The sequence below is a fragment of the Planococcus dechangensis genome (assembly GCF_042654465.1).
Classification (GTDB): domain Bacteria; phylum Bacillota; class Bacilli; order Bacillales_A; family Planococcaceae; genus Planococcus; species Planococcus dechangensis.
Window position 1 is genome coordinate 1,475,628 of record NZ_JBHSGL010000005.1, and the last position, 25,285, is coordinate 1,500,912.

General features: G+C 47.5%; 30 protein-coding genes. 8 read left to right on the plus strand and 22 right to left on the minus strand.

Annotated elements, in window-relative coordinates; translation table 11 throughout:
• Window positions 1-78: 78 nt before the first annotated feature.
• From ACFO5U_RS10415 to ACFO5U_RS10425, 3 genes are all read left to right on the plus strand, one after another.
• Window positions 79-717, plus strand: coding sequence for a superoxide dismutase family protein (locus ACFO5U_RS10415; protein ID WP_377278997.1), 639 nt, complete (start codon window positions 79-81; stop codon window positions 715-717).
• Window positions 718-870: 153 nt separating this feature from the next.
• The gene (locus ACFO5U_RS10420; protein WP_377278999.1) at window positions 871-1,746 is read left to right on the plus strand and encodes an SDR family oxidoreductase; all 876 of its coding nucleotides are present in this window, start codon (window positions 871-873) and stop codon (window positions 1,744-1,746) included.
• A 73-nt stretch (window positions 1,747-1,819) separates the two neighbouring features.
• Window positions 1,820-2,134 carry a DUF2512 family protein gene (locus ACFO5U_RS10425; RefSeq protein ID WP_377279001.1) on the plus strand — a complete coding sequence of 105 codons (315 nt, stop codon included), beginning with the start codon at window positions 1,820-1,822 and terminating at the stop codon, window positions 2,132-2,134.
• A gap of 14 nt (window positions 2,135-2,148) precedes the next feature.
• Here ACFO5U_RS10425 and ACFO5U_RS10430 read toward each other — a convergent pair whose 3' ends face one another.
• The 3 genes from ACFO5U_RS10430 to ytvA all read right to left on the minus strand — a co-directional run bounded on the left by ACFO5U_RS10430 (window position 2,149) and on the right by ytvA (window position 4,493).
• A complete protein-coding gene (locus ACFO5U_RS10430; RefSeq protein WP_377279002.1) occupies window positions 2,149-2,853 on the minus strand; it encodes a YqjF family protein in 705 nt (234 codons plus the stop codon).
• Window positions 2,854-3,248: 395 nt separating this feature from the next.
• Complete coding sequence (locus tag ACFO5U_RS10435; protein ID WP_377279004.1) at window positions 3,249-3,500, minus strand: hypothetical protein; 252 nt, start codon at window positions 3,498-3,500, stop codon at window positions 3,249-3,251.
• A 219-nt stretch (window positions 3,501-3,719) separates the two neighbouring features.
• Entirely contained in the window at window positions 3,720-4,493 is a 774-nt protein-coding gene (ytvA, locus tag ACFO5U_RS10440) for a YtvA family blue-light photoreceptor (protein WP_377279006.1), read from the minus strand.
• A gap of 144 nt (window positions 4,494-4,637) precedes the next feature.
• Here ytvA and ACFO5U_RS10445 point away from each other — a divergent pair, with 144 nt between their 5' ends.
• Complete coding sequence (locus ACFO5U_RS10445) at window positions 4,638-5,333, plus strand: type 1 glutamine amidotransferase domain-containing protein (protein WP_377279007.1); 696 nt, start codon at window positions 4,638-4,640, stop codon at window positions 5,331-5,333.
• 64 nt (window positions 5,334-5,397) lie between these two features.
• Window positions 5,398-5,628, plus strand: a complete 231-nt coding sequence (locus ACFO5U_RS10450; protein ID WP_377279008.1) for a hypothetical protein — start codon at window positions 5,398-5,400, stop codon at window positions 5,626-5,628.
• 67 nt (window positions 5,629-5,695) lie between these two features.
• Here the strand turns inward: ACFO5U_RS10450 and ACFO5U_RS10455 are convergent, their stop codons facing one another.
• The 4 genes from ACFO5U_RS10455 to ACFO5U_RS10470 form a co-directional block, all read right to left on the minus strand.
• Window positions 5,696-6,871, minus strand: a complete 1,176-nt coding sequence (locus tag ACFO5U_RS10455; RefSeq protein ID WP_377279009.1) for a S1C family serine protease — start codon at window positions 6,869-6,871, stop codon at window positions 5,696-5,698.
• A 163-nt stretch (window positions 6,872-7,034) separates the two neighbouring features.
• Window positions 7,035-8,438, minus strand: a complete 1,404-nt coding sequence (locus ACFO5U_RS10460; protein ID WP_377279490.1) for an ATP-binding protein — start codon at window positions 8,436-8,438, stop codon at window positions 7,035-7,037.
• A complete protein-coding gene (locus tag ACFO5U_RS10465) occupies window positions 8,428-9,108 on the minus strand; it encodes a response regulator transcription factor (protein WP_377279010.1) in 681 nt (226 codons plus the stop codon). The genes ACFO5U_RS10460 and ACFO5U_RS10465 overlap by 11 nt, the downstream gene beginning before the upstream one ends.
• A gap of 89 nt (window positions 9,109-9,197) precedes the next feature.
• Window positions 9,198-10,211, minus strand: a complete 1,014-nt coding sequence (locus ACFO5U_RS10470; RefSeq protein ID WP_377279011.1) for a GTPase — start codon at window positions 10,209-10,211, stop codon at window positions 9,198-9,200.
• A gap of 146 nt (window positions 10,212-10,357) precedes the next feature.
• On the opposite strand from ACFO5U_RS10470, the gene ACFO5U_RS10475 reads away from it, so the two are divergent.
• The gene (locus tag ACFO5U_RS10475) at window positions 10,358-10,684 is read left to right on the plus strand and encodes a CHY zinc finger protein (RefSeq protein WP_377279012.1); all 327 of its coding nucleotides are present in this window, start codon (window positions 10,358-10,360) and stop codon (window positions 10,682-10,684) included.
• 80 nt (window positions 10,685-10,764) lie between these two features.
• Here ACFO5U_RS10475 and ACFO5U_RS10480 read toward each other — a convergent pair whose 3' ends face one another.
• The 6 genes from ACFO5U_RS10480 to msrA form a co-directional block, all read right to left on the minus strand.
• Window positions 10,765-11,244 (minus strand): GNAT family N-acetyltransferase, encoded by a 480-nt coding sequence (locus tag ACFO5U_RS10480; RefSeq protein WP_377279013.1) that lies wholly within the window; start codon window positions 11,242-11,244, stop codon window positions 10,765-10,767.
• 31 nt (window positions 11,245-11,275) lie between these two features.
• Complete coding sequence (locus tag ACFO5U_RS10485) at window positions 11,276-12,100, minus strand: metallophosphoesterase (RefSeq protein ID WP_377279014.1); 825 nt, start codon at window positions 12,098-12,100, stop codon at window positions 11,276-11,278.
• A gap of 152 nt (window positions 12,101-12,252) precedes the next feature.
• The gene (locus tag ACFO5U_RS10490; RefSeq protein WP_377279015.1) at window positions 12,253-13,038 is read right to left on the minus strand and encodes an ABC transporter permease; all 786 of its coding nucleotides are present in this window, start codon (window positions 13,036-13,038) and stop codon (window positions 12,253-12,255) included.
• Window positions 13,035-13,916: an ABC transporter ATP-binding protein gene (locus ACFO5U_RS10495; RefSeq protein ID WP_377279016.1), complete on the minus strand. Its 882-nt coding sequence runs from the start codon at window positions 13,914-13,916 to the stop codon at window positions 13,035-13,037. The genes ACFO5U_RS10490 and ACFO5U_RS10495 overlap by 4 nt, the downstream gene beginning before the upstream one ends.
• The gene (locus tag ACFO5U_RS10500; RefSeq protein ID WP_377279017.1) at window positions 13,913-14,113 is read right to left on the minus strand and encodes a PLD nuclease N-terminal domain-containing protein; all 201 of its coding nucleotides are present in this window, start codon (window positions 14,111-14,113) and stop codon (window positions 13,913-13,915) included. Before ACFO5U_RS10500 ends, ACFO5U_RS10495 begins: the two co-directional genes overlap by 4 nt.
• Window positions 14,114-14,241: 128 nt before the next feature.
• Window positions 14,242-14,913, minus strand: a complete 672-nt coding sequence (gene msrA, locus ACFO5U_RS10505; protein WP_377279018.1) for a peptide-methionine (S)-S-oxide reductase MsrA — start codon at window positions 14,911-14,913, stop codon at window positions 14,242-14,244.
• Window positions 14,914-15,019: 106 nt separating this feature from the next.
• On the opposite strand from msrA, the gene ACFO5U_RS10510 reads away from it, so the two are divergent.
• The gene (locus tag ACFO5U_RS10510; RefSeq protein WP_377279019.1) at window positions 15,020-15,604 is read left to right on the plus strand and encodes a protein-L-isoaspartate(D-aspartate) O-methyltransferase; all 585 of its coding nucleotides are present in this window, start codon (window positions 15,020-15,022) and stop codon (window positions 15,602-15,604) included.
• Window positions 15,605-15,649: 45 nt separating this feature from the next.
• On the opposite strand, the gene ACFO5U_RS10515 is transcribed toward ACFO5U_RS10510, so the two are convergent.
• Window positions 15,650-16,135 carry a DUF2243 domain-containing protein gene (locus ACFO5U_RS10515; RefSeq protein WP_377279020.1) on the minus strand — a complete coding sequence of 162 codons (486 nt, stop codon included), beginning with the start codon at window positions 16,133-16,135 and terminating at the stop codon, window positions 15,650-15,652.
• Between the two features lie 189 nt (window positions 16,136-16,324).
• Between ACFO5U_RS10515 and ACFO5U_RS10520 the strand changes: the two genes are divergently transcribed.
• Window positions 16,325-17,032, plus strand: a complete 708-nt coding sequence (locus tag ACFO5U_RS10520; RefSeq protein WP_377279021.1) for a Na-translocating system protein MpsC family protein — start codon at window positions 16,325-16,327, stop codon at window positions 17,030-17,032.
• A 38-nt stretch (window positions 17,033-17,070) separates the two neighbouring features.
• Here ACFO5U_RS10520 and ACFO5U_RS10525 read toward each other — a convergent pair whose 3' ends face one another.
• From ACFO5U_RS10525 to ACFO5U_RS10560, 8 genes are all read right to left on the minus strand, one after another.
• Window positions 17,071-17,265 (minus strand): hypothetical protein, encoded by a 195-nt coding sequence (locus ACFO5U_RS10525; protein WP_377279022.1) that lies wholly within the window; start codon window positions 17,263-17,265, stop codon window positions 17,071-17,073.
• A gap of 168 nt (window positions 17,266-17,433) precedes the next feature.
• Entirely contained in the window at window positions 17,434-17,640 is a 207-nt protein-coding gene (locus ACFO5U_RS10530) for a hypothetical protein (RefSeq protein ID WP_377279023.1), read from the minus strand.
• 36 nt (window positions 17,641-17,676) lie between these two features.
• Window positions 17,677-19,785, minus strand: coding sequence for a type IA DNA topoisomerase (locus ACFO5U_RS10535; protein ID WP_377279024.1), 2,109 nt, complete (start codon window positions 19,783-19,785; stop codon window positions 17,677-17,679).
• A 644-nt stretch (window positions 19,786-20,429) separates the two neighbouring features.
• Complete coding sequence (locus ACFO5U_RS10540) at window positions 20,430-21,206, minus strand: sulfite exporter TauE/SafE family protein (RefSeq protein WP_377279025.1); 777 nt, start codon at window positions 21,204-21,206, stop codon at window positions 20,430-20,432.
• A 217-nt stretch (window positions 21,207-21,423) separates the two neighbouring features.
• Complete coding sequence (locus tag ACFO5U_RS10545; RefSeq protein ID WP_377279026.1) at window positions 21,424-21,984, minus strand: carbonic anhydrase; 561 nt, start codon at window positions 21,982-21,984, stop codon at window positions 21,424-21,426.
• On the minus strand, window positions 21,981-23,660 hold the full coding sequence (locus ACFO5U_RS10550) for a SulP family inorganic anion transporter (protein WP_377279027.1): 1,680 nt from the start codon (window positions 23,658-23,660) through the stop codon (window positions 21,981-21,983). Before ACFO5U_RS10550 ends, ACFO5U_RS10545 begins: the two co-directional genes overlap by 4 nt.
• Before the next feature lie 193 nt (window positions 23,661-23,853).
• On the minus strand, window positions 23,854-24,081 hold the full coding sequence (locus ACFO5U_RS10555) for a sulfurtransferase TusA family protein (protein WP_215106404.1): 228 nt from the start codon (window positions 24,079-24,081) through the stop codon (window positions 23,854-23,856).
• Window positions 24,082-24,132: 51 nt separating this feature from the next.
• Entirely contained in the window at window positions 24,133-25,254 is a 1,122-nt protein-coding gene (locus tag ACFO5U_RS10560) for an MBL fold metallo-hydrolase (protein WP_377279028.1), read from the minus strand.
• Between the last annotated feature and the right edge of the window lie 31 nt (window positions 25,255-25,285).

The window sequence follows — 25,285 nt, forward strand, 5'->3', positions numbered from 1 at the left end:
CCGAATTGACGGGTTTATATCCACTCCATCAAGTGTAAGGTATGGTAACGACAGTTTTTGGAGAAGGGAGACAACGCAATGAAATCTTGGTTAATGATGTTTTTATTAGGTTTGGTTCTGCTGCTTTCAGCGTGCGGAAATGAGGCCGATGAGCCGGCGACAGAAACGGATGGTGCTGGAGATGCACAAGAAGAGGAAGTCGAAGGCGAGGAAGAAACACCGCCAGAAGGCTCAGAAGCTGACCCTGAAGGTTCCAGTGAAATTCAAATGCTGACGGTCGAATTTTTGGACGCGGATGGTGAGGCAACCGGTACGGCCGAATTGACAGAGGAAGATTCAGGCGTGTTAGTGACATTGAACGTCGAAGGATTGGAACCAGGTATGCACGGCATCCATTTCCACGAAGAGGGATTATGCGAAGCGCCTGATTTCGAATCAGCTGGAGGGCATTTCAACCCGACCGGCGCAAGTCACGGTCATGATAATCCGGATGGCCCTCATGCTGGAGATTTAGAGAATCTCGAAGTGGCCGATGACGGCACGTCGACGGATGAATTGATGGCCGAAAACGTCACTTTGCAAATCGGAGAAGAACATTCCCTACTTAAAGAAGGCGGCACAGCGCTCGTCATCCACGCTTCAGAAGATGACGGACAGACCGATCCTTCAGGAGATTCGGGCGATCGCATCGCTTGCGGCGTCGTGACAACTGAATAAATATTTCTTGAAAACAGCCAGAGCATAATGCTTTGGCTGTTTTTTTTGACAACGGATTTCCAAACTGGTTTAGCTATTGCCCTATCGAGACGTTTAGCCCGAAATTGAACGGGAATAACTAGCACATATCAGTAAATTAGGAGGAATATGGGCATGACAAAAGATAAATTCGAAAAAACCCATGAACAAATCGATCCACAAGTACAGGAGCGCCAGCCAGGTTTTGAAAACGAAATGGCGCCCGAGCCTATTTACGATGATGAAAATTATAAAGGCTCCGGCAAATTGGAAGGAAAAGTGGCACTGATTACTGGCGGCGACAGCGGCATTGGGCGTGCTGTAGCCATTGCCTATGCAAAAGAAGGCGCAAACATCGCCATTGCCTATCTCGACGAACACGAGGATGCAGAAAAAACGGTCGCTGAAGCAAAAGCATATGGAGCACAAGCATATAAATTTGCTACCGATATTAGCCAAGTGGAAAACTGCCATCAACTGATCGTTGATGTCATCGCCGAATTCGGCCAATTGAATGTTCTCGTCAATAACGCCGGCAAACAATTCCCGCAAGATGATTTCCTGGACATCAGCCCGGAACAGCTGCGCGAAACTTTTGAAACGAATATCTTCAGCATGTTTTATTTGACGCAAGCGGCATTGCCCCACTTGTCAAAAGGTGATAGCATCATCAACACTTCGTCTGTGACAGCATACCGAGGTTCAGCCGGCCTGATCGATTACTCGTCTACGAAAGGCGCAATCACGAGCTTTACACGTTCCCTATCTGCAAATATTAGCGAGCAGGGCATCCGTGTAAATTCAGTGGCCCCTGGGCCGATTTGGACGCCCTTGATTCCTGCTTCATTTGGCGCTGAAAAAGTCGACAAACAAGGCGGCGACACGCCGATGGAACGGCGAGGACAGCCTTCAGAAGTAGCGCCAGCCTATGTTTATCTCGCATCGCAAGATTCAAGCTACGTCACAGGACAAGCAATCCATATCAACGGCGGTGACTTTATCAGCTCCTAGTTTTCTCGTTTTTAATGCATAATAACTTCCAAACGGAGTAATTGATTACAAAGCAATTGCGAGAGATGAGATCGTGAAGTTTATTGAAGCGAATCTCATCTTGAGTGCAGTGATTACAGTGTTCGGTTTTGTCGGCGATTTGCTCTTGTATCCACGCACATCCAATAAAATCGCAACCAGTGGTGATTTAGTTCTTACGTTTCTGGTAGTGTGGTTGCTCGGAGAATGGCTAATCGACAATCCAGATTTCTCGCTGCTTGTTGCAGCCTTTTCTACTGCGTTGCTAATGGCAGCAGGCGAATGTTTTTTCCACCTTTACATGAGGAAGCGCGTGTGGGAACAAAAAGAAACATCGCACACGTTAAAGCAAGAGCCAAACCGGAAATAACAACAGGTCGATTGCTAAAAGCGATCGGTTTGTTGTTTTTCTGCGATAGGAGGAAAAAAACGTACTCGCTTATATGCCGAAAAATGCTTCAATGGCTGTGTGGACAAATCTTCGGTTAAATATCTAGCCAGTGAGTTTTCCATTATTTCTATATGGACGTTTTGCAATTGCCAGGGGGTGTGTTCTATATCGACACGCCATAAAACATCCTTTGGCTTAGTCCACAAATAATACCGTTCGGTCAGCCATAGCTCGTGATTGGAAGCCTTGAGGGTTCCAGCAGTTGGTGTAAAGCCCAGGCGAAAATTTTCAGAGCTATCGCCATTTTCATACTCGCTTATAAACAAACGACGATCTTTGTGTTTGATCCATTTCATTTGGGCATGGCGATACGGCAGAAACCCACCGATGCTCGCTGCTTTCACTGCAAGCAAACTATTGGCGTCCAAACTAAAAAAGAATACCCCAGGCCGCCCTTTATGACGAACATAAGTCCGGACGTTCAACTCATAATACTTCCGGGTAAATGGTACTGGAAATAAAAACCGGGGACGCGTCCAATCTGCCACAAATGGAACTATCCCAATCCACGCCTGTCCTTCGAATAAATCAATTTGAAGTTCTTGCGGAATAAACGGCTTTAGCGACTGAACTGAAATAGGCCAATGGAGAAATACCACATCCCGCCATGCCTGAGTCATGATCCATGGTTTGTTCATGTATATTCCCTCCCATTTTTCGTAAGCTCTCAATTCTCGACAAGAAAAAACAAGGCGAAGAACTTATGCTTCGCCTCGTTTTTTTGTTTGTCTTCCGCAATGAATCACGCGATTGAAGAAGCCTTGGCTTCAACAACGATTCTTGTCCAAATGCTTGCGGCTGTTCGTATTTGTATGGATGACCATCTTTTGCATTGCTGCTCATCCATGGCAGTTGTGAACTGCCTTCACCTTTTGAGAAGTTATAAAGCGTGTGTGAGTACTCCGTCGCTTCCCGCTCAAGCCAGAGCATCGGGTTTGTCGGGTTTTGCATAAAACTGAAGATCTTTTATGTGGAAAAAACGGAATAGTCTCTTTGAATTATACTATTCATTATCTAACCAATCTTCACTGCGTCACTCAGCATCTTTGGGATGACCACCATCGTAATCCGAATCATTGCCTCCCTCATTAAACGATTTTTCTTTCATATCCTTCTTCTTTTTTGAGTTCCCTGACTTAGCCTCATCTTCACTGGTTGAAAATGCGTCCTGCGGATGGCCGCCGTCGTAATCCGAATCATTGTCGCCGGAGTTAAATTTATTTTTCGCTACTTCTGTATGCTGAAGATTTTCTGGACCCGCATGCTGGTTTTCATCTTTAGTCATCGTCTTTCCTCCTTTAGAAACTCTTGATTTATTCTTTCTAGTTCATGTACCCGAGAACGAACCAACAAAACAAAATTAACAAAATTTTCGAACGAATCATACTTTCGTCTCTAAGCCGATGATATATAATGAAAAAAATACCTATAAAACCTTTCTTTCAGTTATCTCTTCACGAAAAAAAACGCCATTCATCAAGAATGGCGTTTCGTATGCAATGCATCATTCATTAATATCCGCTAAAGCTTTCTCGATTGTTGAATAGGTTCTCAACATGTTTTCACGGTCGAGGTTTTGCACCAGTTCCCCCGCTGCTTGCGGTGTCACTCCGGTCACATACATATTGCTTCCCATAATGCGCAATGCTTCGCCAATCTGGGTGAACCAGTAAAGCGGAGATTCCTTCGTCCATGTCAAGCCTGTGATGTCGATCAACGCATGTTCGATACGATGTTCATTGACGTATTCGCATAATTTGACTTTTAATGCTTCAAAACGCTGCAAGTTCATCGTCCCGACGAGCGCTACGGTCGCCACATTCGGCTGTATCGACAAAATCGGCAGCATCAGTTTTTCAATCTCGCTTTCATTTGCATGTATGGCTTCTTGCTGCTGGCGTTCAACGGTGATATCGGTTTGTGTGCCGATGAAATAAAGCTTTTCTTCTACCGTCACCGGCGCGATGGCCAAGCGGTTCCAAAACGGCGTGCCATCTTTTCGATAATTACGAATGGTCACCATCAGTTTTTTCCGTTGCTTAATCGCTTTACGAATTTGATCGATCGTTTCAGCCGAAGTATCTGAACCTTGCAGAAAACGGCAATTGCGCCCGATCACCTCGTCTCTCTCATAACCCGTCATCTTGGCGAATGTATTGTTTGCATAGATAATCGGGTTATCTTGTAATTCGGGATCAGTGACAATGGTACCAACTTTGCTGCCATCCAGCATAGCTTCAAGCAGATGAATCTGTGTATTTAATTCCAACTCTTTCATAAATTAGTTCACCTCAAATTTTTACTTATTCCATATTAGCATAGCTTTGGCTGCCGATAAAATGCGAAGCTGCGACGTTTCAGGAACCCCCTAAAGGGTAAATGAAAGAGCAAGAGCATTCATAGAAATGGAGAGGATCACCCAATGGCAAAAGTATTAGCGATATTGTCAAGCGGCTACACGAATGAAGAACATAATTATGTTACCGGCTGGTGGGCGGAAGAACTATTCGCTCCCTTAGAGGAACTTGAAAAAGCAGGACACGCAGTCGAACTCGCTTCCATCAAAGGCGGCAAAGCTGTCGTCGATCCATTAAGCTTGAGCGAAGCGTACGATCCTGAAGGCAAGTACAAGAAATTATACGAGTCGGGACTTGCAGATAAAACGACACCGGTCGTCGATGTGAAAGCCAGTGATTACGACGCGATCATGATTGTCGGCGGACATGGCGCGATGTTCGATTTGGCCCACGACAGTGATTTGCATGCCGTCATCAATATTGTCCACGAAACAAATGGCATCGTCTCTGCCGTCTGCCACGGCCCGGCGCCGCTCGTCTTCACGAAAACAAAAGAAGGCCAGCCGTTATTGCAAGGATTGAAAATCACTGGCTACCCGAATGATATGGAACCGGAAGAAGTCGAGAGCCTGCTGCCTTTCAGCCTAGAAGACGAAATGAAAAAAATTGGCCAATACGACAAGGGCGACGGTCAAGATGAATTCATCCTTTGGGGCAGCGACCGTATATTGACTGGGCGCGACCCTGGGTCATCCGAAGCGCTCGGGCGTGCACTCGCTGAAAAGCTCACTGAGCTTGAAACGCATCCGCTTGAAAAATAAGGGGATTGACCATTCGGCAGAACGGGTATTGGATAAAACAAGCAATATTGGAGGAGGCAAACAAATGGACAAAGATAAAGAAAAACAGCCGGACAGAGAACAGGAATACATGAAAACGAGTGAAAAGGAATTGGAAAACAGGTCGCCAAATGCCGAAAAAGAAGGTCTTGAAGAACCGAGAACAACAGGCTATAAACCACTTCAGCTGGGCATGATCATTTTCGCCATCGCTGTTCTGGTAATTGTCGGTTTCGCGATCGGTTTTGATTGGTTCGGCCTTTTCGGCACTAATTGATTTTTTATAACTATAAAAAGACGGCGCAAAGGATTTCCTTTGCGCCGTCTTTTTGGTTTTCATAAGCCTAAAGTTGTTCGCTTAAACGCACCTCAAATGTTTTCAATTCGCCATTCCGGTAAGCTTTTACCGACAAAGTATCGCCGACACTCGCTTCACTGTATAAAAATTGGCGAAGTTCTAAAACTGACGCTACGGCTTGCCCGTTCAATTCAACAATTGTATCTTTTGCCTGAATTCCCGCTTGTGCCGCTCCCGATCCTTCTTGCACCGATTGGACAACGACGCCGTTTTCCACTTGCTCTGGCAAACTCAATTCAGATGCTCTGATGTCTGACGGCACTTGTTCAAGGTCAATCAGCGACACCCCAATCGACGGACGGACGACTTCTCCGCTATTTTCGAGTTCGGCGATAATCGGAATCGCCGAGTTGATCGGAATCGCCAGTCCGATGCCTTCTACTGCATCCTGGGCAATTTTCATTGAATTTATGCCAATCACTTGGCCTTGTGCATTCAATAACGCCCCTCCGCTATTCCCGGGGTTAATCGCAGCGTCAGTTTGAAGCACTTCGGATTGCCAGTCTTCCTGGCCATCATTATTGATATCTATCGGTACTGCGCGCTCTGTCCCGGAAATAACGCCCGTCGTCACGGAACCGGAAAACTGAAGGCCGAGTGGGTTGCCGATTGCGATGACCGGTTCGCCGGATTTCAATACTGAGGAATCGCCGAACTCCGCAACGGTTTCAATCGTCTCCCCTGCCACTTTCAACACAGCCAAATCGGTCCAAACATCCGTACCGAGCACTTCCGCTTGCAATTCTTCCCCGTTCGCGAGCGTCACCACTACTTGTTCGGCACCGTCGACAACGTGGTGATTGGTAACGATATAGGCTTCCTCGCCTTGTTTTTTATAAATGACGCCAGATCCAGCTCCTGCTTCTTGCGCAGAAGTTTGCGCAAACGGGTTATTGCTTGCTTGAAGATTCGACACGCCAACGACTGCATCCGCTGTCCGGTCGACAGTTTCCGTCACATCGGTAGTGACAACTGTTGAGGCGCTTTGCAGTTCACTGGTTTGCTCAGTAACTGCCAGCGGTTCGCTGCTTCCGGTATCTACTCCCGAAGTCATCGCTCCAACCAGCAACGCACCGGCTAGTACACCGCCAAAACTTGAAGCCATATAGCGTTTCCACGATCTGTTTGAATCTTTTTGCTTTGTTGAATTATAATAGCCCATTTTTTCATCCCCTTTGGCATTTTTGTCGTTTGCCCGCGGGCTTTCGATAGTTTCATCATACAAACCAGATATGAAAAATGTATGACCAAACATGCAACAGAAATGGAAATTTTGCATAAGCAAATGCCTGCCGAAAGCATTCGGCAGGCATTTAGTATTGTATTCAGCTATCTACAGGTTGATGAGGCAGGCGGATGGTGAATTTCGTTCCGCGGTTCTTTTCGCTTTCCACCATAATTTCACCATTATGCAAAGTGACCAGCTGCCGGACAATCGATAGCCCAAGGCCGAATTGCCCGCTGCCCCGGGACATGTCCGCTTTATAAAAGCGCCGCCAGATCATTTCGAGTTCTTCGACGGCAATGCCTTGCCCCGTATCTTCCACTTCGATCCGCATCGCATCCGGCTCAGCCTGAGCCCTCAGTGTGATATCGCCATTTTCGGTAAATTGAATACTGTTTTTTACGATATTGACCAAAATTTGGATCAGCCGATCCATATCGCCGTAAACCATTTCACCAGGCACCGCTTCAATGTGCAAACGGTTTCCTCGTTCTGCCGCTTGCAATTGCAGCTGCTCTTGGATAATCTCGAGTAGCTCGCCCGCTTCGATAGGTTCTTTCAATAGCGTGACTTGATTCGAACGGATTTTCTCATAATCCAAATTTTCATTGACTAAGCGCATCAACCGTTTCGTTTCTTCACTGACTAGGCGTATGCCTTTCTCGCGCTGTTGGTCTTCAATCATGCCGCTCTTCAAGCCCTCGATTACACCGGCAATGGTCGTCAGCGGTGTGCGCATTTCATGTGACACGTCTGCCATGAATCGCCGCCTGCGGTTTTCCAGCTGCTCGATTTCTTCGTTGGAGCGCTGCAATTTATCCGCCATGACATTAAAGTCGCGAGCTAAGTCGCCGAACTCATCGAAATTCGACTCCGGCAAGTTTACTTGATAATGCCCTTCGCTGATCATCGACGTCGCTTGTCGCATGCGCTGAAGCCTGGTGACGTGGATTTTTGCCAGCAACAGACTGAGCAGCAGTGCAAACGGCAAGGAAATCGCAATGACAGCGACGAGCGTCCGGTTTAGCTCAGCCACCATTTCACGGATGCCACTGACCGGTGCGGCGAGCAATACGCCACCTGCAAGCGTGCTGCCTTGGACATACGGCAGCGCAACAAAGGTCATCGACCGGTCAAAACGGTCCGTATCCCGGTGGACAATCAACGTTTCGCCGCGTTCGATGACGTTCCATTCTTCAGGCGTCAGTTCCACAGACGGGAAATTGCCGTTTACGGGGTACAGAATGCGGCTTTGCTGATCGAAGACGATGAAATTGATGTTTTGCGCTTCCAACACCGTCACGTACGATTGCAAGTCAGTACCTGGGCGTGATTGCTCGAGTTCTAGCAGAATTTGTTCACCGTAGCGCTCGAGCTCCTCGGCTTTGTCGGAGTAGGCCACGCGTTCACCATAGAAAATGAACAGCGTGCTCAAAATCGCCACCGCAAACATCAACACCCCCATATGGCTTGCAATCAATTGATAGAAATATTTAATCCGCAAGTTCTTCAAATTTATAGCCCACTCCCCATACGGTATGGAAGAGCCGATCCCCTTCCGGAATTTTCTTTCTAAGTCTCTTGATGTGGACATCAACTGTCCGTTCATCGCCATAAAACTGATAGCCCCACACTTGTTCAAGCAATTGTTCCCTGCTGAACACTTGTTTTGGATGCTGGAGGAAAAACAACAGCAAATCGAATTCCTTTGGCGTCAAATTATCGATCGGTTCGCCGTCTTTCAACACTTCACGCGTTTCTTTGTGTGCGACGAAATGCGCTGTGCGGATCCCTGCATCAAAATCGCCAGCCTTGCGCGATCTTCTGGCGACCGCTTTGATGCGCGCCATCAAGGTAAGCGGGCTGAAAGGCTTGGTGACATAATCATCAGCGCCCATTTCAAAGCCGATCACTTGGTCGGATTCGCTGTCTTTTGCCGTCAACATGATAATCGGCACTTCACTTCCCGTCTCACGAATCTTCCGACACAAAGAAATGCCGTCCATTCCGGGAAGCATCCAATCCAGAACGAGCAGATCATAGTCGCCTTCCTTGAATTTACGGTAACCTTCCAGCCCATCGCCCGCAAAGTCCCCTTCTAGTCCTTCTTTGGAAAAAAACAGCTCGAGCATCGAACTGACACTTGGGTTGTCCTCTACTACCAAAACCCTCATCCTTACACCCCCGGTATTGTCTTTCTGTCATGATTCCATATACAAAGATTAAAAAACCGTCCTGCAAAAAGCAAGGACGGCAATGTTGATTACGCGTTCTTATCGCGATTTTTCAGTTTTTCATACAAGCTGCCGATCATTTCGTAATCGATGGCAATGTTATTTTCGTAAGCATATTTCACGCCATAACCAAGCGCAAGCGTCATGGAACTGGCGACTGTACCGCCAATGATCGACCCAGCACCCGGGATGAATTTCAGCGCCTGGCGGTAAAGCGTATGGCCAATGGTCTGCGTCGCGGTGATGACGATCATGTCTTTTGCAGCTTTTTTCGTCAAGGGCTTATCGTATAGGTTCGACAATTTGACGATCAATCCGACCTGCAGCGTGGTCAAAGGCAAAACGTCCGATCCTGGAATCGGTGACGCGCCGATGATTCCTGCTGACACACCCGCCCCGATGATCCAACGCGTAGCGGCGGATGATTTCTCTTTCATGCTCTTGGCGAAGAGCAGGTCTTTCCCCTTCTTTTCAAGAAGCAGCAAGATCTCTTTCTTTAAAAGGTCCAAGTTTTCTCCGGTCTTGGAAGACACCGGGATCACTTTGTATTTACTTTTGGTATGTCCTTTAACGAACTTGACAATCGACGGGATGTCTTCGGCCGCATCGATTTTGTTCAGGACGATCAGGATATCTTTATTATGTTTTTCGATTTCAGCAAACTTCTGTTTTTCGCTTTCCGAGAAGACCGTTCCCGCCGCATTAAGGAAAAACAGTACCACATCGGATTGTTGGACGAATTCCAGCGTCTTTTTTGGGTTTTCATCGTTCGGGTCATTGAGCCCTGGCGTATCCATGAATTTGATATTTTCCAATCCGCGGATATTGTAAGGGTCCACGCTGACCGTCTCGCCGGGCATCGGGTTGGTACTGGCAATATCTTCACCGATGATTTTATTGACTGTCGATGATTTCCCCGCATTGACTTCACCGATCAACGAAATCAACAGTTCCTGATTAAGTGTATCGTTCACTTTTTTCATTTCATCTTCAAACACTTTGTCCATTGCGCGCATGACTTCATCTTCAAATTCCTTAACCATTGACCCGTCTCCTCCTTCAAGATACTTAACTTCATTATAAAGGTTTAGCCCGCTTGCGACTATTTTCAACTTCAGCTGGACTCGTCAAACACTCCCTTTCATAGTAGCATGAAAGCAATACAACAAGTCTTGAGGAGTGGTTCTTTATGTATGAGCGTCCCTTAGTGACCGGATTGGATGTCGATTTCGAAACCCGATGCCGGCATTACCATTCGGAAAATGACCGCATTGCTATCCGTTTCCATTGCTGCGGACAATACTTCCCATGCTTTGAATGCCACCAGGCACTTGGCTGTGGAAACGCTTCTGTCTGGCCAAAAGAGCAATTTCATGAAAAAGCGATCTTATGTGGGGCATGTGGTACAGAACTTTCCATCCGCGAATACCTCGACTGCGCTTCTTCCTGCCCACATTGTATGGCAGCTTTCAATCCCGGCTGCAGCCTGCATAAGCATCTATATTTTGAAGTATAGAAAATTAATATTTTGTCAAAACTCACTTCACAAAATAATTGCCCCGCAGCCATATCTCCACAGCTCCGGGGCAATTTACTTTAATTCACTTTTAGGCACATAGCGAACTGCTCGCCTTTCCGGCCCATGACTCTTCTACCGGTATCTTCAAATCCTGCTTTGCGATATAAATTTTGTGCAGCCGTATTGCGTGCATTGACCCCAAGCACAACTTCGTCAAAGCCGGGGAATTCTTCTTTCAAAAAAACAGGCAGTGCATCAAGTGAACCTGTGGCTATGCCACGTCCTTGGAATTTCGGGTTGACCGAATATCCTCTCAGCAATAAGGCTTTTGGATTGTCGGAATAGCGTTGCCGGTCCTCTGATTCGTCCAGTTCAAAAAAACCTGCCACTTCCCCGCGTGCACGGATGACAACCAAATGCTTCTCGGGATTCCCCTCATCCCGCTTGATGAGATCTTGAGGAAGCATCGTAAATTCCTTCTGGTCTGCCGGCAATTCGTACGAGACGGCGGTTTTGTTTGTATGGCAATGCAGCGTCACTTCACTTTTTCTGATCACAAAATGAGTCCTCCTAAACAAATGATTCTTGCTATTGCTTCTCCAAGGTCACCACAACAATTTCCGGTAAATTGAAAACACGCAGAGGAAATCCGCTATTGCCAAGTCCTCGGCTGAGAAATAATTGCGTATCCCCCGATTCAAAGACCCCCTCTGTCATATCGGGGAACCAACCTTGCCCGGGTGCAATCAGTCCGCCAATTCCCGGAATGCGGATCTGGCCGCCATGGGCGTGCCCGGCAAACACAGCATCAATTCCTTCACTTGCATAAACTGCTAATTGTTCAGGGCGATGCGCGAGCAGCAACGTAAATTCATTGCCAAGCCCCGCTTCTGCAATGCTGTTGCGCGTAAACTCATCTTCATACGAATAAACGTCCATCAACGGATCGTCTATACCGGCGATGCGAAGCGTCTCGCCATTTTCTTCCCACAGGACCGAGCGGTTGCGCAGCACTTCCACACCGCGTTCTTCGAGTGCAGGAATGATTTCTTCCAAGCGGTTCGAGGACACCTCGTGATTGCCGATAACGAAATAAACATCGCTCATCTCAACGAGTCCATCTACCGCAGCTAAGCCTTTCTCCAGATCATAGCGATTGCTGTCAATCAAATCTCCCGTGATGAAAATCACATCCGGATCTGCCTCTTCGACTTTCGACAGGAGCGATTGTTGTCCTTCTCCAAACTCTGCGTTGTGGAGATCGGACACTTGGACAACGCGCTTGCCTGCAAACGCATCCGGTATATTTTCTGATTGCAATGTATATTGTGTCGTGACAATCCAGTTATTATTGACCCAAACAAAGCCAATGATCAACACAGCTACAACAAGTAATCCGATCAGTTTCTTCATGCTCAATTCCTCTATTCGTTAGTATGGCTGCCATGTGTATGTTCGTGAAAGCCCAAGTTCGGCTGGGGGTGAATGTCCGCCGCCAAATCCTGTTCTTATTCTACCAGCATTCCCTCAAAAAAAAAGCAATCAGCTATGCTAGCTGATTGCTTTTATACTTTCGCGTTGGAACGGTTTATTTTCGACAGCCAAATGCCCAATGCCGCGAACACAAAAATAAACAAAGCAGCAAATAACATTGCGCCCGTAATTGCTCCCCCGTCCGGCCCGATGTCCATAAAGGCAGCAGCATAATTTGGCAGTTTCAGCGGTGACCAAATCCACCGGCTGCCGAGCAGTCCATCGACGAGTTGCGCGATGATTAACACGCTAAGTGAAAACGCTGCGGCAAGCCCTGCATTCGGCATCGCGGCACTCGCGAACAAAATCAGCGTGATAACAAGCAATATCCATAAGCTATACGTCATCGCAAATAGCAGAAAATCTCCAATTGGCACCGCTGAAAATAGCACTGCGGTATAATAATATCCCGCGACAAAGCCCAGCCATACGCTAATGAGTGCGACCGTTGAAGCCATCACCCATTTGCTGAGAAAATAAGACATGAACGATAGCGGCCTAACATATAATAATGTTGCAGTGCCGTTTTTTCGCTCGCCTGCAATGCTGCCCATATAGGCGAGCACTAAGACGAGCATGCCGATTGTCTGGAACTGACCCATGACCGCTGTGAGCAGCTGCCCAGGCTGTGGTTCAGGCAGCTCTAGGACCGCTCCGTCCGGCAAGCCGCCCGCAGCATTCAAAATCTGCGGCAAATAGTAATTGGACAAAGGTTCTGTAACACCAAGAAGGATAAAGACGACAGGAATCCAAAATATTTTATAATTGCGGACATTTTCGCGCCATTCTTTTAATAACAAGGTGGAAAATTGCTTCATGGCCCCGCCACCACCTTGAGAAATATGTCTTCCAAACTGGCTGTTTCCTGCTCCACTCCAAGCACGGACAAGTCGCTCACTGTCAAATAGCGAAAAACATCCTGCATAACAGGGCCTTGTGCAGTCGCGGGCAGCACCACCGCTCTGGCTTCCAGTGCAGCGGGCCACGGCGCTTCGTGCGCAAACCTTTCCGCTGCGTCATTATTTTCAAATCGAATTCGGATTTGCGGCTGTGCATAGCGGCTTCTCACTTGAGCCAACGAGCCCTGTTCGACGAGGTTGCCTTTGCGCAAAAACAACAGTTGGTCTGTCATTTCTTCGGCATCGTTCAATATATGCGTAGAATATAAAATGGTCGTCTGGCCTTGAAGCGATTTCAGCAATTCCATCACTTCCCGGCGTCCTGACGGATCCAAAGACGAAATCGGCTCATCCAGCAACAATAAATCCGGCTGATGCACCATCGCCTGCGCCAAGCCGAGACGCTGCTTCATGCCTCCGGAAAAGCCGCCGACTTTTTTTCCAGCCGCCTCGCGCAGCCCGACAAACTCCAAAGTCTTTTGCGCTTGCTGGCGTGCTTTTTTTGGATCGACACCGCTCAGCTTGGCCGCCATTTCCGTGAACTCCAAAGCTGTCAGCCATGGAAAGAACTTTGGATATTGCGGTAAAAAGCCGATCGATAAGCCTTTCCTGCGCTGAATGTTTCCACTTGACGCTTCAAGCAAACCCGCTAACATCGACAAAATGGTCGTCTTGCCCGCTCCATTCGGCCCAATCAACGCTGTAGCACTGCCTTCGGCAAGTTCAAAATCCACTCCATCCACTGCATGCTCTTCTCCATAGCGTTTGGATAATGCCCTGACTTCTAAAACGTTCAATAGTTCCGCCTCCCTATGACAAAGTACAGAATCGGCCCAATAATATTCAGCAATACGATGATGGCTGCCCACATCCATTTCGGCCCATTCGGATTCGGATTTTTGATCAAATCTACAAGGGCAAAGATCATTAACGCCAATTGCAGGAGCAATATAGGCAGTACAAGTAATAATGTTTGTTGATCTATCATGTTCATCCCCCTAGCCTGTCTGTTGTTACATATCTATTCTTACTTCGCTCCCGCTTGCCCGTCTACCTGCATCAGCATGAAAAAAGACCGCCCTAAGCGGTCTTTGCACAGAATTGTGAACTGATGCACAAGCTCTACCATTTGAGCTTCAATAGCAGCTGCTGAAGAAATGCCCGTTGTTCTTGCCCAATCGGCCAAAGGAAAATCTCGTCGATCAGTCGCTGGCGGCTGCCGAAGCCTTTGACAAATCCATTCAGACGGGCCGCAAAAGTTGAGTCTGTCAGCAAAAACGCTTCCGGGTAAAGCTCAGCCAATTGATCCAATGCTTTCGGATAGCGCTTTAGATAATATTTTTGATGACGCTCTTCTGCTTCGGTAAATCCGTCGAACGGACGGATTTCAGTTTCTATGAGCTCATTCAAATGTCGTTCTCTTTCTTTTTTCACTTGATCAATCAGTAGACGCTGCTCTTCCGAATGCCAAAACAGCAGTGAAATGTATTGGCGGCCTTTATAAGCGTCCCGGTTCGGATAATGGTTCCACCAAAATTCCCGCAACAGGTCCTCATAGCGAATTTGTTGCGGATCAAATTCTACTTGAAGCGTTTCCGTATGATCGCCCATCTGGCGGTAGTCCGGTGCCAGTGTGGACCCGCCGCTATAGCCGGTTCGCGTGCGAATGACACCAGGCAATGAACCAAAGCGTGCGTCTGGTCCCCAGAAACAACCCATGCCGAACGTTGCGGTTTCAAGCTTGCTGGCCTTTCTCAATTCACTTTCGAACAAAGCAATCGACTGCCTTGCCATATGTTTTCCTCCTTTCGGGTGCGGCTCTCTGTGCTTTGCGCCCCTTTTGGCTTATGATAGTATCAAGGAATGCTGAAGACAAACCGAATAAAGGCAGGTGTATCGCATGACTGGACGAAAACAAGACATCATTGCTTATTTCCGCTCACTCGACCGCCGCACTTTTATGGACAACCATACCGATGACGCCACGCGTGATGAAGCGCTGTCTATCGGACATGGCCAAACCATCTCACAGCCTTCGCTCGTATTGGAAATGACGTTGGCACTCAATGTGCAAGGTCACCACACAGTACTTGAAATCGGCACGGGTTCTGGATTTCAAACGGCTCTCCTCGCTGCATTCTCAAAACATGTGTTTACCGTAGAAAAAATACCCCAGCTTCACAAGCGTGCGATGGAGCGCCTAGAACAAAAGGGGTTTCAAAACATTCATTTTCTTTTGGGCGACGGCAGTCTCGGATGGCCAGAGCACGCACCATTCGACCGAATAATGGTCACCGCAGCTGCAGCTGCCGTCCCACAGGAACTGCTGGATCAATTGGCTCCTGGGGGACGCATGATCATCCCCGTCGGCGGCCGTTTCAGCCAAGAGCTTCTCGCAATCGATAAAACACCGAGCGGAAAGTTGGAAAAAACCGCAATCGAAGCCGTTCGCTTTGTTCCTTTAAAAGGAAAATACGAATATTGAATTGAATAAATCCGTTGCTGCAAAATGCAGCGAAAAAGTGAGATATCAATCCTGCGACTTGGACGACTCTCGTAACACCGCCCAACCAATCACGATCAAAAAGGCACCTGTGCCGAGCCATAGCGATTCATAGAACAATAGATTGCTGACGTCCTTGACTGTATGCAGCTGAAGCAATTGCCGGAAAATCAAACTGTCCCAGAACAGCATGATGCCGCCACCAATCAGCAAACTTCCAAAAAAACGCGATGGCCAAAAGGCTTTTCTAGTCGCCAAATCGGCAGCCACCCATAGCGATAGCACGGTCAGCCCCCAACCAATCAGCTGGTAAATGCCTTCACCCATCAACATGGCTTGAAGGCCGTTTCCTTCATAGAAATGGTGCCACTGTAAAAAGAAATGGAAAATGCTTTGTTCTAGAACTGAAAATGTTCCGGCTCCAAACAACAGGCCAGCCCAAAAATTTCGGGAAGTGTGCACTCGACGGTTTCTTGCTTTAGTATGGTCAGTTTTCCGTTCCGCAGAAACCATTTGAGTTCCCCCTTCCCATCCGCCAAAACACTTATTTCCAAATTATACCCCCTCTTTGAAAGGGCAAACCGCTTTGATGCCGCGAATGCGCAGTCAATTCCTTAAAGCCGGCGAATCATTTTGCCAAAAGCATTCAGAAAGTGAATTTCTTCCATTACGACCTATACTTATTTTAAGGAGGCGAATTATTTGCAGAATGCCAAAACAATGCAAAGCGAAATCGGTGGCTATATTTCCACCGTCATCCGGGAACACTTCGGCAAGGGGCCCACTTCCGTATTTGTCATTGTCAAACCCCCTTTTGTCATCGTCCATCTTCGCGGCTTTCTAAGCCCGACAGAAAAAATACTGCTTCAAAAAAACGAATTCAAGCGCGTGATGGAACTGCGCCAGTTGTTGATTGAAGAACTGAAACCCGCCATTTCCCAAGCTTTCTCCAGCTCGTCTGGGCATCAAGTGGAGCAAATCTATGCTGACTGGCACTTAGAGAAACAAACTGCAATGCTCATCGGCGTCATGACTGACCCTGAAGCGAACTCTGATTTTGAATGGCTGTCAGAAGCCAAATATGAAGACCTCCATGCATCAGTCGTGGAAGCCAGCCGGAAAGCCGAGAAAAAACCGGAAAACACCAAACTATTCTGGCTCAATGACCGGACATTGTTAATCGAAAGAACCGGCTTTCTTGTTGAAATCGAGCGTGAACTGATCCGCAGCGGCCTGATCGAAGAGCTCAAGCAAGTGAAACGACCTCTCGAAAAGCGTTTGTTGTTGAAAGAAACTTCTTTCCCGGAGCTGCTCAACCGGGATATCCGAGAGATTTTTCTGGACTGGGAATTTTCGATCGATAGAAGTTTCATTCTCGTATTGCTCGAACCGAAAAATAATCATTTCTAAAAGCAAAAAAAAGCCGCCATATGGGCGGCTTTTTCATATTATCCAACAGAAGATTGGGCAGTTTGGCAATGGGGGCAAACATTGTATTCCTTTTGGTCGGCCAGTCCTTCAATATAACCTGAATCATCCGTGAACTCGCGTTCTTTCACGGGGGTTTGCAAAAAGCCACAACGGTCCCCTGCAAACTGGCTATGATGAATTTGTTTTGTCCGGTGATCTACGAAATAACCCATTCGGTTTCCCCTCCTCTATAAAAAAAGCCGAAAAGAACCTTCCTCCACGAAAGGGTTCTTTTCGGCTTTGCCTCCGGCGCTATTGTCCGCGGCATTTTACCTAAGATATATGTTTTTTTATTTACTCACTGCCTCATTGTACACGAACCCTTACCTTAGGACAAGGATTCACGCTATATGGTAGCCTGCTTCTTCGATCAGCTGGACGATATGGCTTTCCTTGATTTTGATTTCATCCAACTCCAGCTTGATTTTTCCGTCTTCCACAACGACTAGTGCACGTTCAACACCAGGCTCTGCTAAAAGGAGCGCTTCTAACTCATGAATGAAAGGTTCCGATTTTGCTTCTGCAACATAAAGCGTCATGTTCCGCATAGAAAACTCACCTTTCAACGTATTTCCCGGGAAATACTAAAACCGCATTTTCAACTTACCTTCTTCCAATTCCAAGCTGGCATTGAACTTTTTGCCGTTTTTCGATACGAATCCTTTGATGACAGGGGTTTTACCTTTGGTACACAAATATTCGATATGCTTGGCCGTCAATCGCTTTTTCAGGAATACTGCCGGAAACGACTGCTTGCAGCCGTTTGCATGTTCGGTGCAGCCGTAAGCTCCTCTGCGGGAAACAATCGAACCCTTTCGGCAGCGTGGGCATATGGCGATTTCTGATCCTTGCAAGGCCGGCATCTGGTCAGGCATGCCGTTACTCCGCAACTGCTCCGGCACGTCCTCCAGCAGCTTTTCGATGAACTTGCCGATGGTCGCGAGGAAAACATCGGCAGACCCTTCGCCGCGCCCGATTTTCTTCAAATAGCTTTCCCATTTTGCCGTCATGGAGGGACTGGATAATAAATTCCCTTCAATTGCCTGGCACAACATGCGCCCCTTTTCAGTCACGGAAACGATGTTTTTCTTCACTTCGATATAATTATGGCGTTTGATTGTTTCAATGATATTGCTGCGCGTTGCTTCTGTTCCGAGTCCTTCAACTTCTTTCAAGATTTCACTGTCGGCTTCGTCTTCAGCAAATTTTCCGCATGTTTTCATCATGGCGATCAGTTGCCCCTCGGTATAAGGTTTAGGAGGGCTGGTTATGCCTTCGATGATGGCGATCGCCGCCGCGACTTTTTCCTGCAACGCGAGTTCTGGAAGCGGCGGTTCTTGTTTCGCTTCTTTAGTTGCTGAAAACAGCGATTTCCAACCTTTATCAAGCTCTGTGCGACCGGTCGTATGGAACTCAAGCCCTTTGACGTCGGTGACGACTTTCGTCTCTTCGTAGCGGTAATCGCGGTGGAACATAGACAAAGTAGTGCGCATCACTTCTTCATATAAATTCCGTTCATCTTGAGGTAAGGCGGCTATTCTGCGAGTGGTCGGCACACTTTTCGTCGGGATGATGGCGTAATGCTCCTGAACTTTAGAATTGTCGACAAAGCGTTTTTTCGGTGTTTTCGATGCAATCGGAAATGGAACGTCGATCAGTTGTTGGTAGCTCTCGACTTGAGCTGCCAAATAACCGAATTCTGCTGTCGTAATATGGCGCGAATCGGTCCGTGGATAACTGACCAGCTTTTTCTCATAAAGCTTTTGCATCACGGACAACACTTTTTGTGGACTGTATTTCCATTTCCGGTTCGCTGCGGCCTGCAGACTTGATAAGGAGTGCAATGGCTGCGGCGGCATGCGTTTTTCTGTTGATTTGCGCTCTTTAATAACACCTTCCGCTTTGCCTTCCGAAAGTCCGTGCTTGTCGAGAAGCTCTTGCGCTTTTTGGCGCTCTTTCGCTCTCAGCTTCGCTTTGCCTTTATAGTTCCCTTTTTGTGCTTTGAACTGGCCTTCGATTTCATAGAATGGTTCCGGCTTGAATGCCTCGATTTCCTTTTGGCGTTGATAAATCAAAAACACAGTCGGAGTCTGGACACGGCCGATGGCGAATACTTCCTGGATGCCGCGCTCTTGAAGCAGCAGCGAGTAAAGTCTTGAACCGTTCATGCCGACAAGCCAGTCGCTGATTTGTCGCGCACGTGCTTCTTCGTACAAGCGCAAGTCTTGCTTGTTGTCGCGAAGATTCCGGAAGCCTTCCCGCACTTCATCCACTTCGAGTGAATTGATCCACAGCCGTAAAATATTCTTGCCACGCACTCCGGTTTGTCGGTAGATGCTATAAAAAATGTTCGAGCCTTCCCGGTCCACATCGCACGCATTGATAACGGTATCGGTTTCTTTGATTAATTTCTTGATGACATTGAATTGCTTCGATTTGCCGCGTGCCACTTGGAATTGGTATTCGACCGGCAAAATCGGCAATGACGCCAATGACCATTTGTTCCATTTTGGATCGTAGGCTTTCGGTTCTTTTAATTCCACGAGATGGCCGATGCCCCACGTAATGAACGCACCTTCCGGAAAAATCGGGTTTGGCGCCACTTCCATATAACCTTCACGTTTCACCGTCTGAAACGCATCGCCATACGCTTTTGCCTGGCTCGGCTTCTCGGCCACAATTACTGGTTTCATACAGCTCTTCCTCTCCCGTACTCTTTGTTTCATTGTACTCTTTCCATTACAAATTCCAAATGAAAAACTGTTTTAAGAGGTCTGGTGTTGATGTGTGTAAATGCATCACTGTTTGATCAGGCATCACGTATAGACCCGCCTCCTCGCTTGGGGTTGAGCTCCCGCCAGAAGCCAGCAAGAACGGCTGTCTTCTGGCTTCGCTTCACCCGTGAGCGCGCGTCGGCTTTTTGATGTCATCGATTGGAGCAAGTTTATTGTGTTTGTGTTCCAATAGTCTTTATCCGCTCTTTGGGGAATCGCTTCCTTAGTTAGGGCGAGTGGAGGATAGGAAATGCATCGCTGATTGATCAGGCATCACGTATAGATCCACCTCCTCGCTTGGGGTTGAGCTCCCGCCAAAAGCCAGCAAGAACGGCTGTCTTCTGGCTTCGCTTCACCCGTAAGCGCGCGTCGGCTTTTTGATGTCATGGATTTGGAGCAAGTTGACGCTGTCTGTGTTTCGTTAGATTTATCCGCTGTTTGGGAAATCTCTTCCTCAGCTGGGGCGAGTGGAGGATAGAAATGAATCGCAATATGCCCATGCACTCTTTCACAGTATTCTTTCCACAAAAAAACTCCCGGCACAGGCCGGAAGTTTTTCTTTCTTACAATATATCGAGCCAAATCTTGATGGCAGTCCCTAGAATGAGCAGAGACAAAATCCATTGCAGTACTTTCGTGTTGGCTTTTTGGCCGACTTTCGCGCCAAGCGGAGCGGCCAGTAAACTTGCTACGATCATGACCGCAGCGGGGCCATATAATACTTGATCTGTTGCAATTTTACCGACTGTCGCACCGATCGAGGAAATGAATGTGATGGCTAGCGAAGTCGCAATCGTCATGCGCGTCGGGATTTTCAAAACAACCAGCATGATCGGCACTAGAATGAATGCCCCTGCTGCACCGACGATGCCAGCCGCAATCCCGACGATGAACGCAAGTCCTGCGGCAAGCCATTTATTGAAGCGGACATCTTCCGCTTTCATGTCATCGAGCCCTTTTTTCGGTGCAAACATCATAATGACGGCGATGGTGGCCAATACCGCGTACACAATGTTAATCGCCGTCTCCGATATCAATGTGGACCCATAGCCGCCGATGAAACTGCCGACTAAGATGGCACTGCCCATATAGATGATCAGCGCCTTATTCAAATAACCGCTGCCCCGGTATGCCCATACGCCAGCGAGTGTGGCAAAAAACACTTGAATGGCACTGATGCCGGAAACTTCGTGGGCAGAAAACGCCGTATACCCCAACATGACCGGGATGTAGAGCAACATCGGATACTTGATAATGGATCCGCCGATTCCGACCATCCCTGAGATGAACGATCCGATAAAGCCGATCAAGAAAATAACGATCATAAAATCAATACTCATGAAAACTCACCTTTCTGGAAAAGCCCTAATGCTTTTCGATGCCTCTATTTACTGTCACTCCTCATTATACCCATGGGGGTAAAAAAATAAAGTGATTTTGCTCAAAAAATGGAAACTTTACATGCATGCAATCTTTTTGGAACAATCGTTAAAAACGAAAAGATCAACCGCTTTATGAGCGACTGATCTCTATATCTGGCAAGAATTTAAGACGCATTTAACTTTCCGGGTATACTTGTTCCAACTCGCCGCTTTCAACATGAAAGACAAAACCAGTGACCTCTGTTTCTCGTCCGTATTTTTTGTAAATGGGATGTGCCAATAACTTCTCCACTTGCTTAAGAACGTTGATTTTCGCAAGTTCATCCAAACCCGGATTTTCTCCCGCTTTTTTTTCGGGTAATCCTTTCCGGATATGGGCAAGCCATTTTTGCAGCTCCGGTTCCTCGTTGTCTTCCCAAGCCGCCTTCACACCACCACACCCAGTATGGCCTTTTACGATGAGCTGCTTAACCCTCAAATGTTGCAATGCGAAATAAAGGCTTGCCGAAAAGCTTTCATCTTCCTCGACAACTTGATTCGCGATATTGCGGTGAATGAATAGCTGGCCGAGCGGCATTTGGGTGATGATTGAAGGACTGACTCTTGAATCACTGCAGGATAGCAGGAAATATTCGGGAGATTGCCCTTTTTTCAACTCGTCGAAGTAAGAGGGATTTTGCTTTTTTGTTTTCTGAATAAACTCTTCATTAAGCTTTTTCAGTTCAGTATTCTTCACTTCCGTGTCTCCTCCCGCTTGATCGAAGCCAGCGATTGTTCAATAGTCATCGCATAGATTTTTTCTGGATATTTGGTATCCCACTCCGCGCGTTTCAAAACATCGAGCACCGTGTTTTTTATTCCGGCGAAGACGATGTCCACTTTGCCCGAATGGCATTGTTCCATCAGTTCTTCTAAAGCATGAACGGCGACCGCATCGATCGAATTGACGCTTGAGAAATCAAAGACGATCCATTTCGTTTGGGGCTTTTCAGCAACACGTGCACAGAGTTTGTCTTCAAGGAACGTCATATTGGCGAAATAAAGCGATTCATCCACCCTGAAAATAAGTACTTCCGGATCGACTTCCGCTTCCGGATAACGCTTCGTATTCCGATAGACTTGCTGATCCGGCAGATAGCCGAGTTCAGCAACATGAGGATACGCACTGCGGCGGATAAAGACAATCAAGGAGAAAATCACGCCGATGATGATGCCTTGCTCGATTCCGATGAACAAAGTTGCAAGAAATGTCAGCATCCACGTCCAACCGTCCACTTTGTTCACCTTGAAGAGGTTTTTCGCTTCTTTGATATCGATCAAGCTATAGACCGCCACCATAATAATCGCTGCGAGTACCGCATTCGGTAAATAATAGAACAATCCTGTGAAGAACAGCAAAGTCAAGATGATCAAGAAAGCTGTAATGATGGTCGCAAGCGGTGTTCGTGCCCCCGCCTGATAGTTGACGGCGGATCGGGAAAACCCTCCTGTTACAGGATAGCCTGCAAAAAAAGAACCGCCGACGTTTGCAAGCCCCAGCCCGACCAGTTCCCGGTCGGGATCGATCTTATATTTTTCCTTGGCTGCAATCGCTTTCGCCATCGCAATCGACTCCATATAACCGATGAAAGAAATCGTTAAAGCAATTGGCAATAAAGCGACGATGGCATCCAATTGCATCGAAGGAAGTGATATCGACGGCAAGCCGGAAGGTACTTCTCCGACAATTTTAACGCCGACGTCCTGCAGGTTGAATAAATAAACAGCCAAAATGCTGAATACTACAACGAATAGCGGTCCAGGTATTCTCTTGACGTATTTCTTCATGACAATCAGCATTGCGATACTGCCGAGACCGATTGCGAGCGTTACAGGATTTATTTCAGCTGCGCGCCGGACGGTTTCTGCAAGAATGAGAAATACATTTTTGTCCGCTTCCAAACTGACTCCGATCAATTGCTTTAGCTGGCTCAGGCCAATGATGATCGCAGCAGCTGAAGTAAAGCCGCTGATGACTGCGTGAGACAGGAAGTTGACAATAAACCCGAGTTTGAAAACGCCCAATAGGAGTTGAATGACCCCGATCATAAGCATCAGCAATAAGACCAGTGAGATATATTCATCCGTTCCGGGTTCCGCTAAAAGTGAAACCCCCGATAACACCAGTAAAGAAACCATTGCGACCGGTCCGACCGCAAGTTGCCTGGACGTCCCGAAAAGCGCATAGATAATCAGCGGGATAGTCGAAGCATAAAGGCCGATGACCGGCGGCAGTCCGGCAAGCATGGCATACGCCATACCTTGAGGGATGAGCATGATCGCCACGATCAAACCCGCGTTGATATCCCCGCTTAAATCGGATTTCTTATAGCTTCCCATCCACTCGATAGCCGGAATCCATTTTTTCAACACATCGCTTCCTCCTTTTAACAAAGCATCTATTTTTGAAAGGGGTATGTGATAACAGGGTTCCGGCAAAACAAGCCGCCAGCCCCAGAAAAACCAACCGCTACCTCCCCCTCAACGCTGCAATCATACACCTGCTGCTCTTTCGCAAGTGAAAAAAGGTAAAAAGAAAAGGACATCATTCGATGCCCTTCACTCTTCAGCCCTTTTGGATCCAGAACTTCAGCACGTCGCCGTCGACTTGCTGTTCCAAGAGTTCATGGCCGCCTGATTTTGCCCATGCAGTCAAATCTGCTGCAGCGCCTTTATCAGTTGCTTGGATTTCCAATACTTGCCCGGACTCCAAAGCTTTCATTTCTTTTCTTGTTTTTACGATCGGCATTGGGCAAGCCAAGCCTTTTGCGTCTAGTACTTTATCTGCGTTCATCAAAATCTCTCCTTTAGAATGTTTTTATAGTTTTTTTGCTATTGATTCGAATTAACGGACGGCGCAGCGGTTCGGGCCGATTTCCATTTCACGCTGCATTTCTTCTTCTGGTGTAATCTTGCCCATATTGGTCTTGCGGATATCCTGGTAAGCGTTCGGCTGCGGCGGCAAGTTTTTCGTCACCATATCGCGGAACTCCTGCTCATCTTCGATATTCAATCCGTGGTTTTCCTTGAACAAATCGCCCAATTTTTTCGCGACGCTGCCGTCTTCGTTCAATTCTTCCATGATCATGAAGTGCGCCGGAAGGACGATCAATTGGTTTGCAAGCGCCTGGTAACGGCTATAGAGGGATTCGCGCAAATCGCCGACCCAGTCTTCCGCTAGCCCTGCAAGATCTGGGCGTCCAATGGAATCGATAAAGAGGATATCGCCTGTCATCAAGTATTGGTCATCCACAATAAATGAAGTCGAACCGATTGTGTGTCCTGGCGAGTAGAGCGCTTCAACTTTTGAGCTGCCGAATGTTGCTTCGAAGCCGCCTTCAAGCGGTGTGAAACCGAAAACGACTTCTTCTGCATCTGCTGGCGGCAAGTAATACGTTGCGCCTGTTGCTGCTGCGATTTTGCGACCTCCGGAAATATGGTCCGCATGGAGGTGGGAATCGAATACATGCTTGATTTGTGCGCCTTTTTCCTGCGCGAAGTTCAAGAAGACATCCGTCATGCGGGTCGCGTCAATAATTGCCGCTTCCCCGCTGGAAATTGCCATGTAAGACAAGCAGCCTTTGCCGATGCGGACGAATTGGTAAAGCTCTCCGCCGTCTTTCAGATCGCCGACTTTCACCGGCTCCAAGTGCTCGCTCCATGCTTTCATGCCGCCTGAGAGATAAGCCGTTTCCACGCCTTCCTCTGCAAGCATGTCTGCCACCATGATAGAAGATCCTTCTTTGGCACAGACGACCAAAATATCGCGGTCTTTTGGCATTTGATCGATGACTTCTTCAACGCCGTCCAATAAATCAAAATACGGGATATTCAAATACTGGATGTTGCCGCCTTCGATTTTCCAATCAGCGAATGCATCGCCATTGCGGACATCGAGGATGAATAATGGTTCGTTGTCGATTACTTTGCGGGCTACTTGTGCAGCCGTCATTGGTTTTGCTGACATATAAAAATTACCTCCCGGGGTATATTTTATT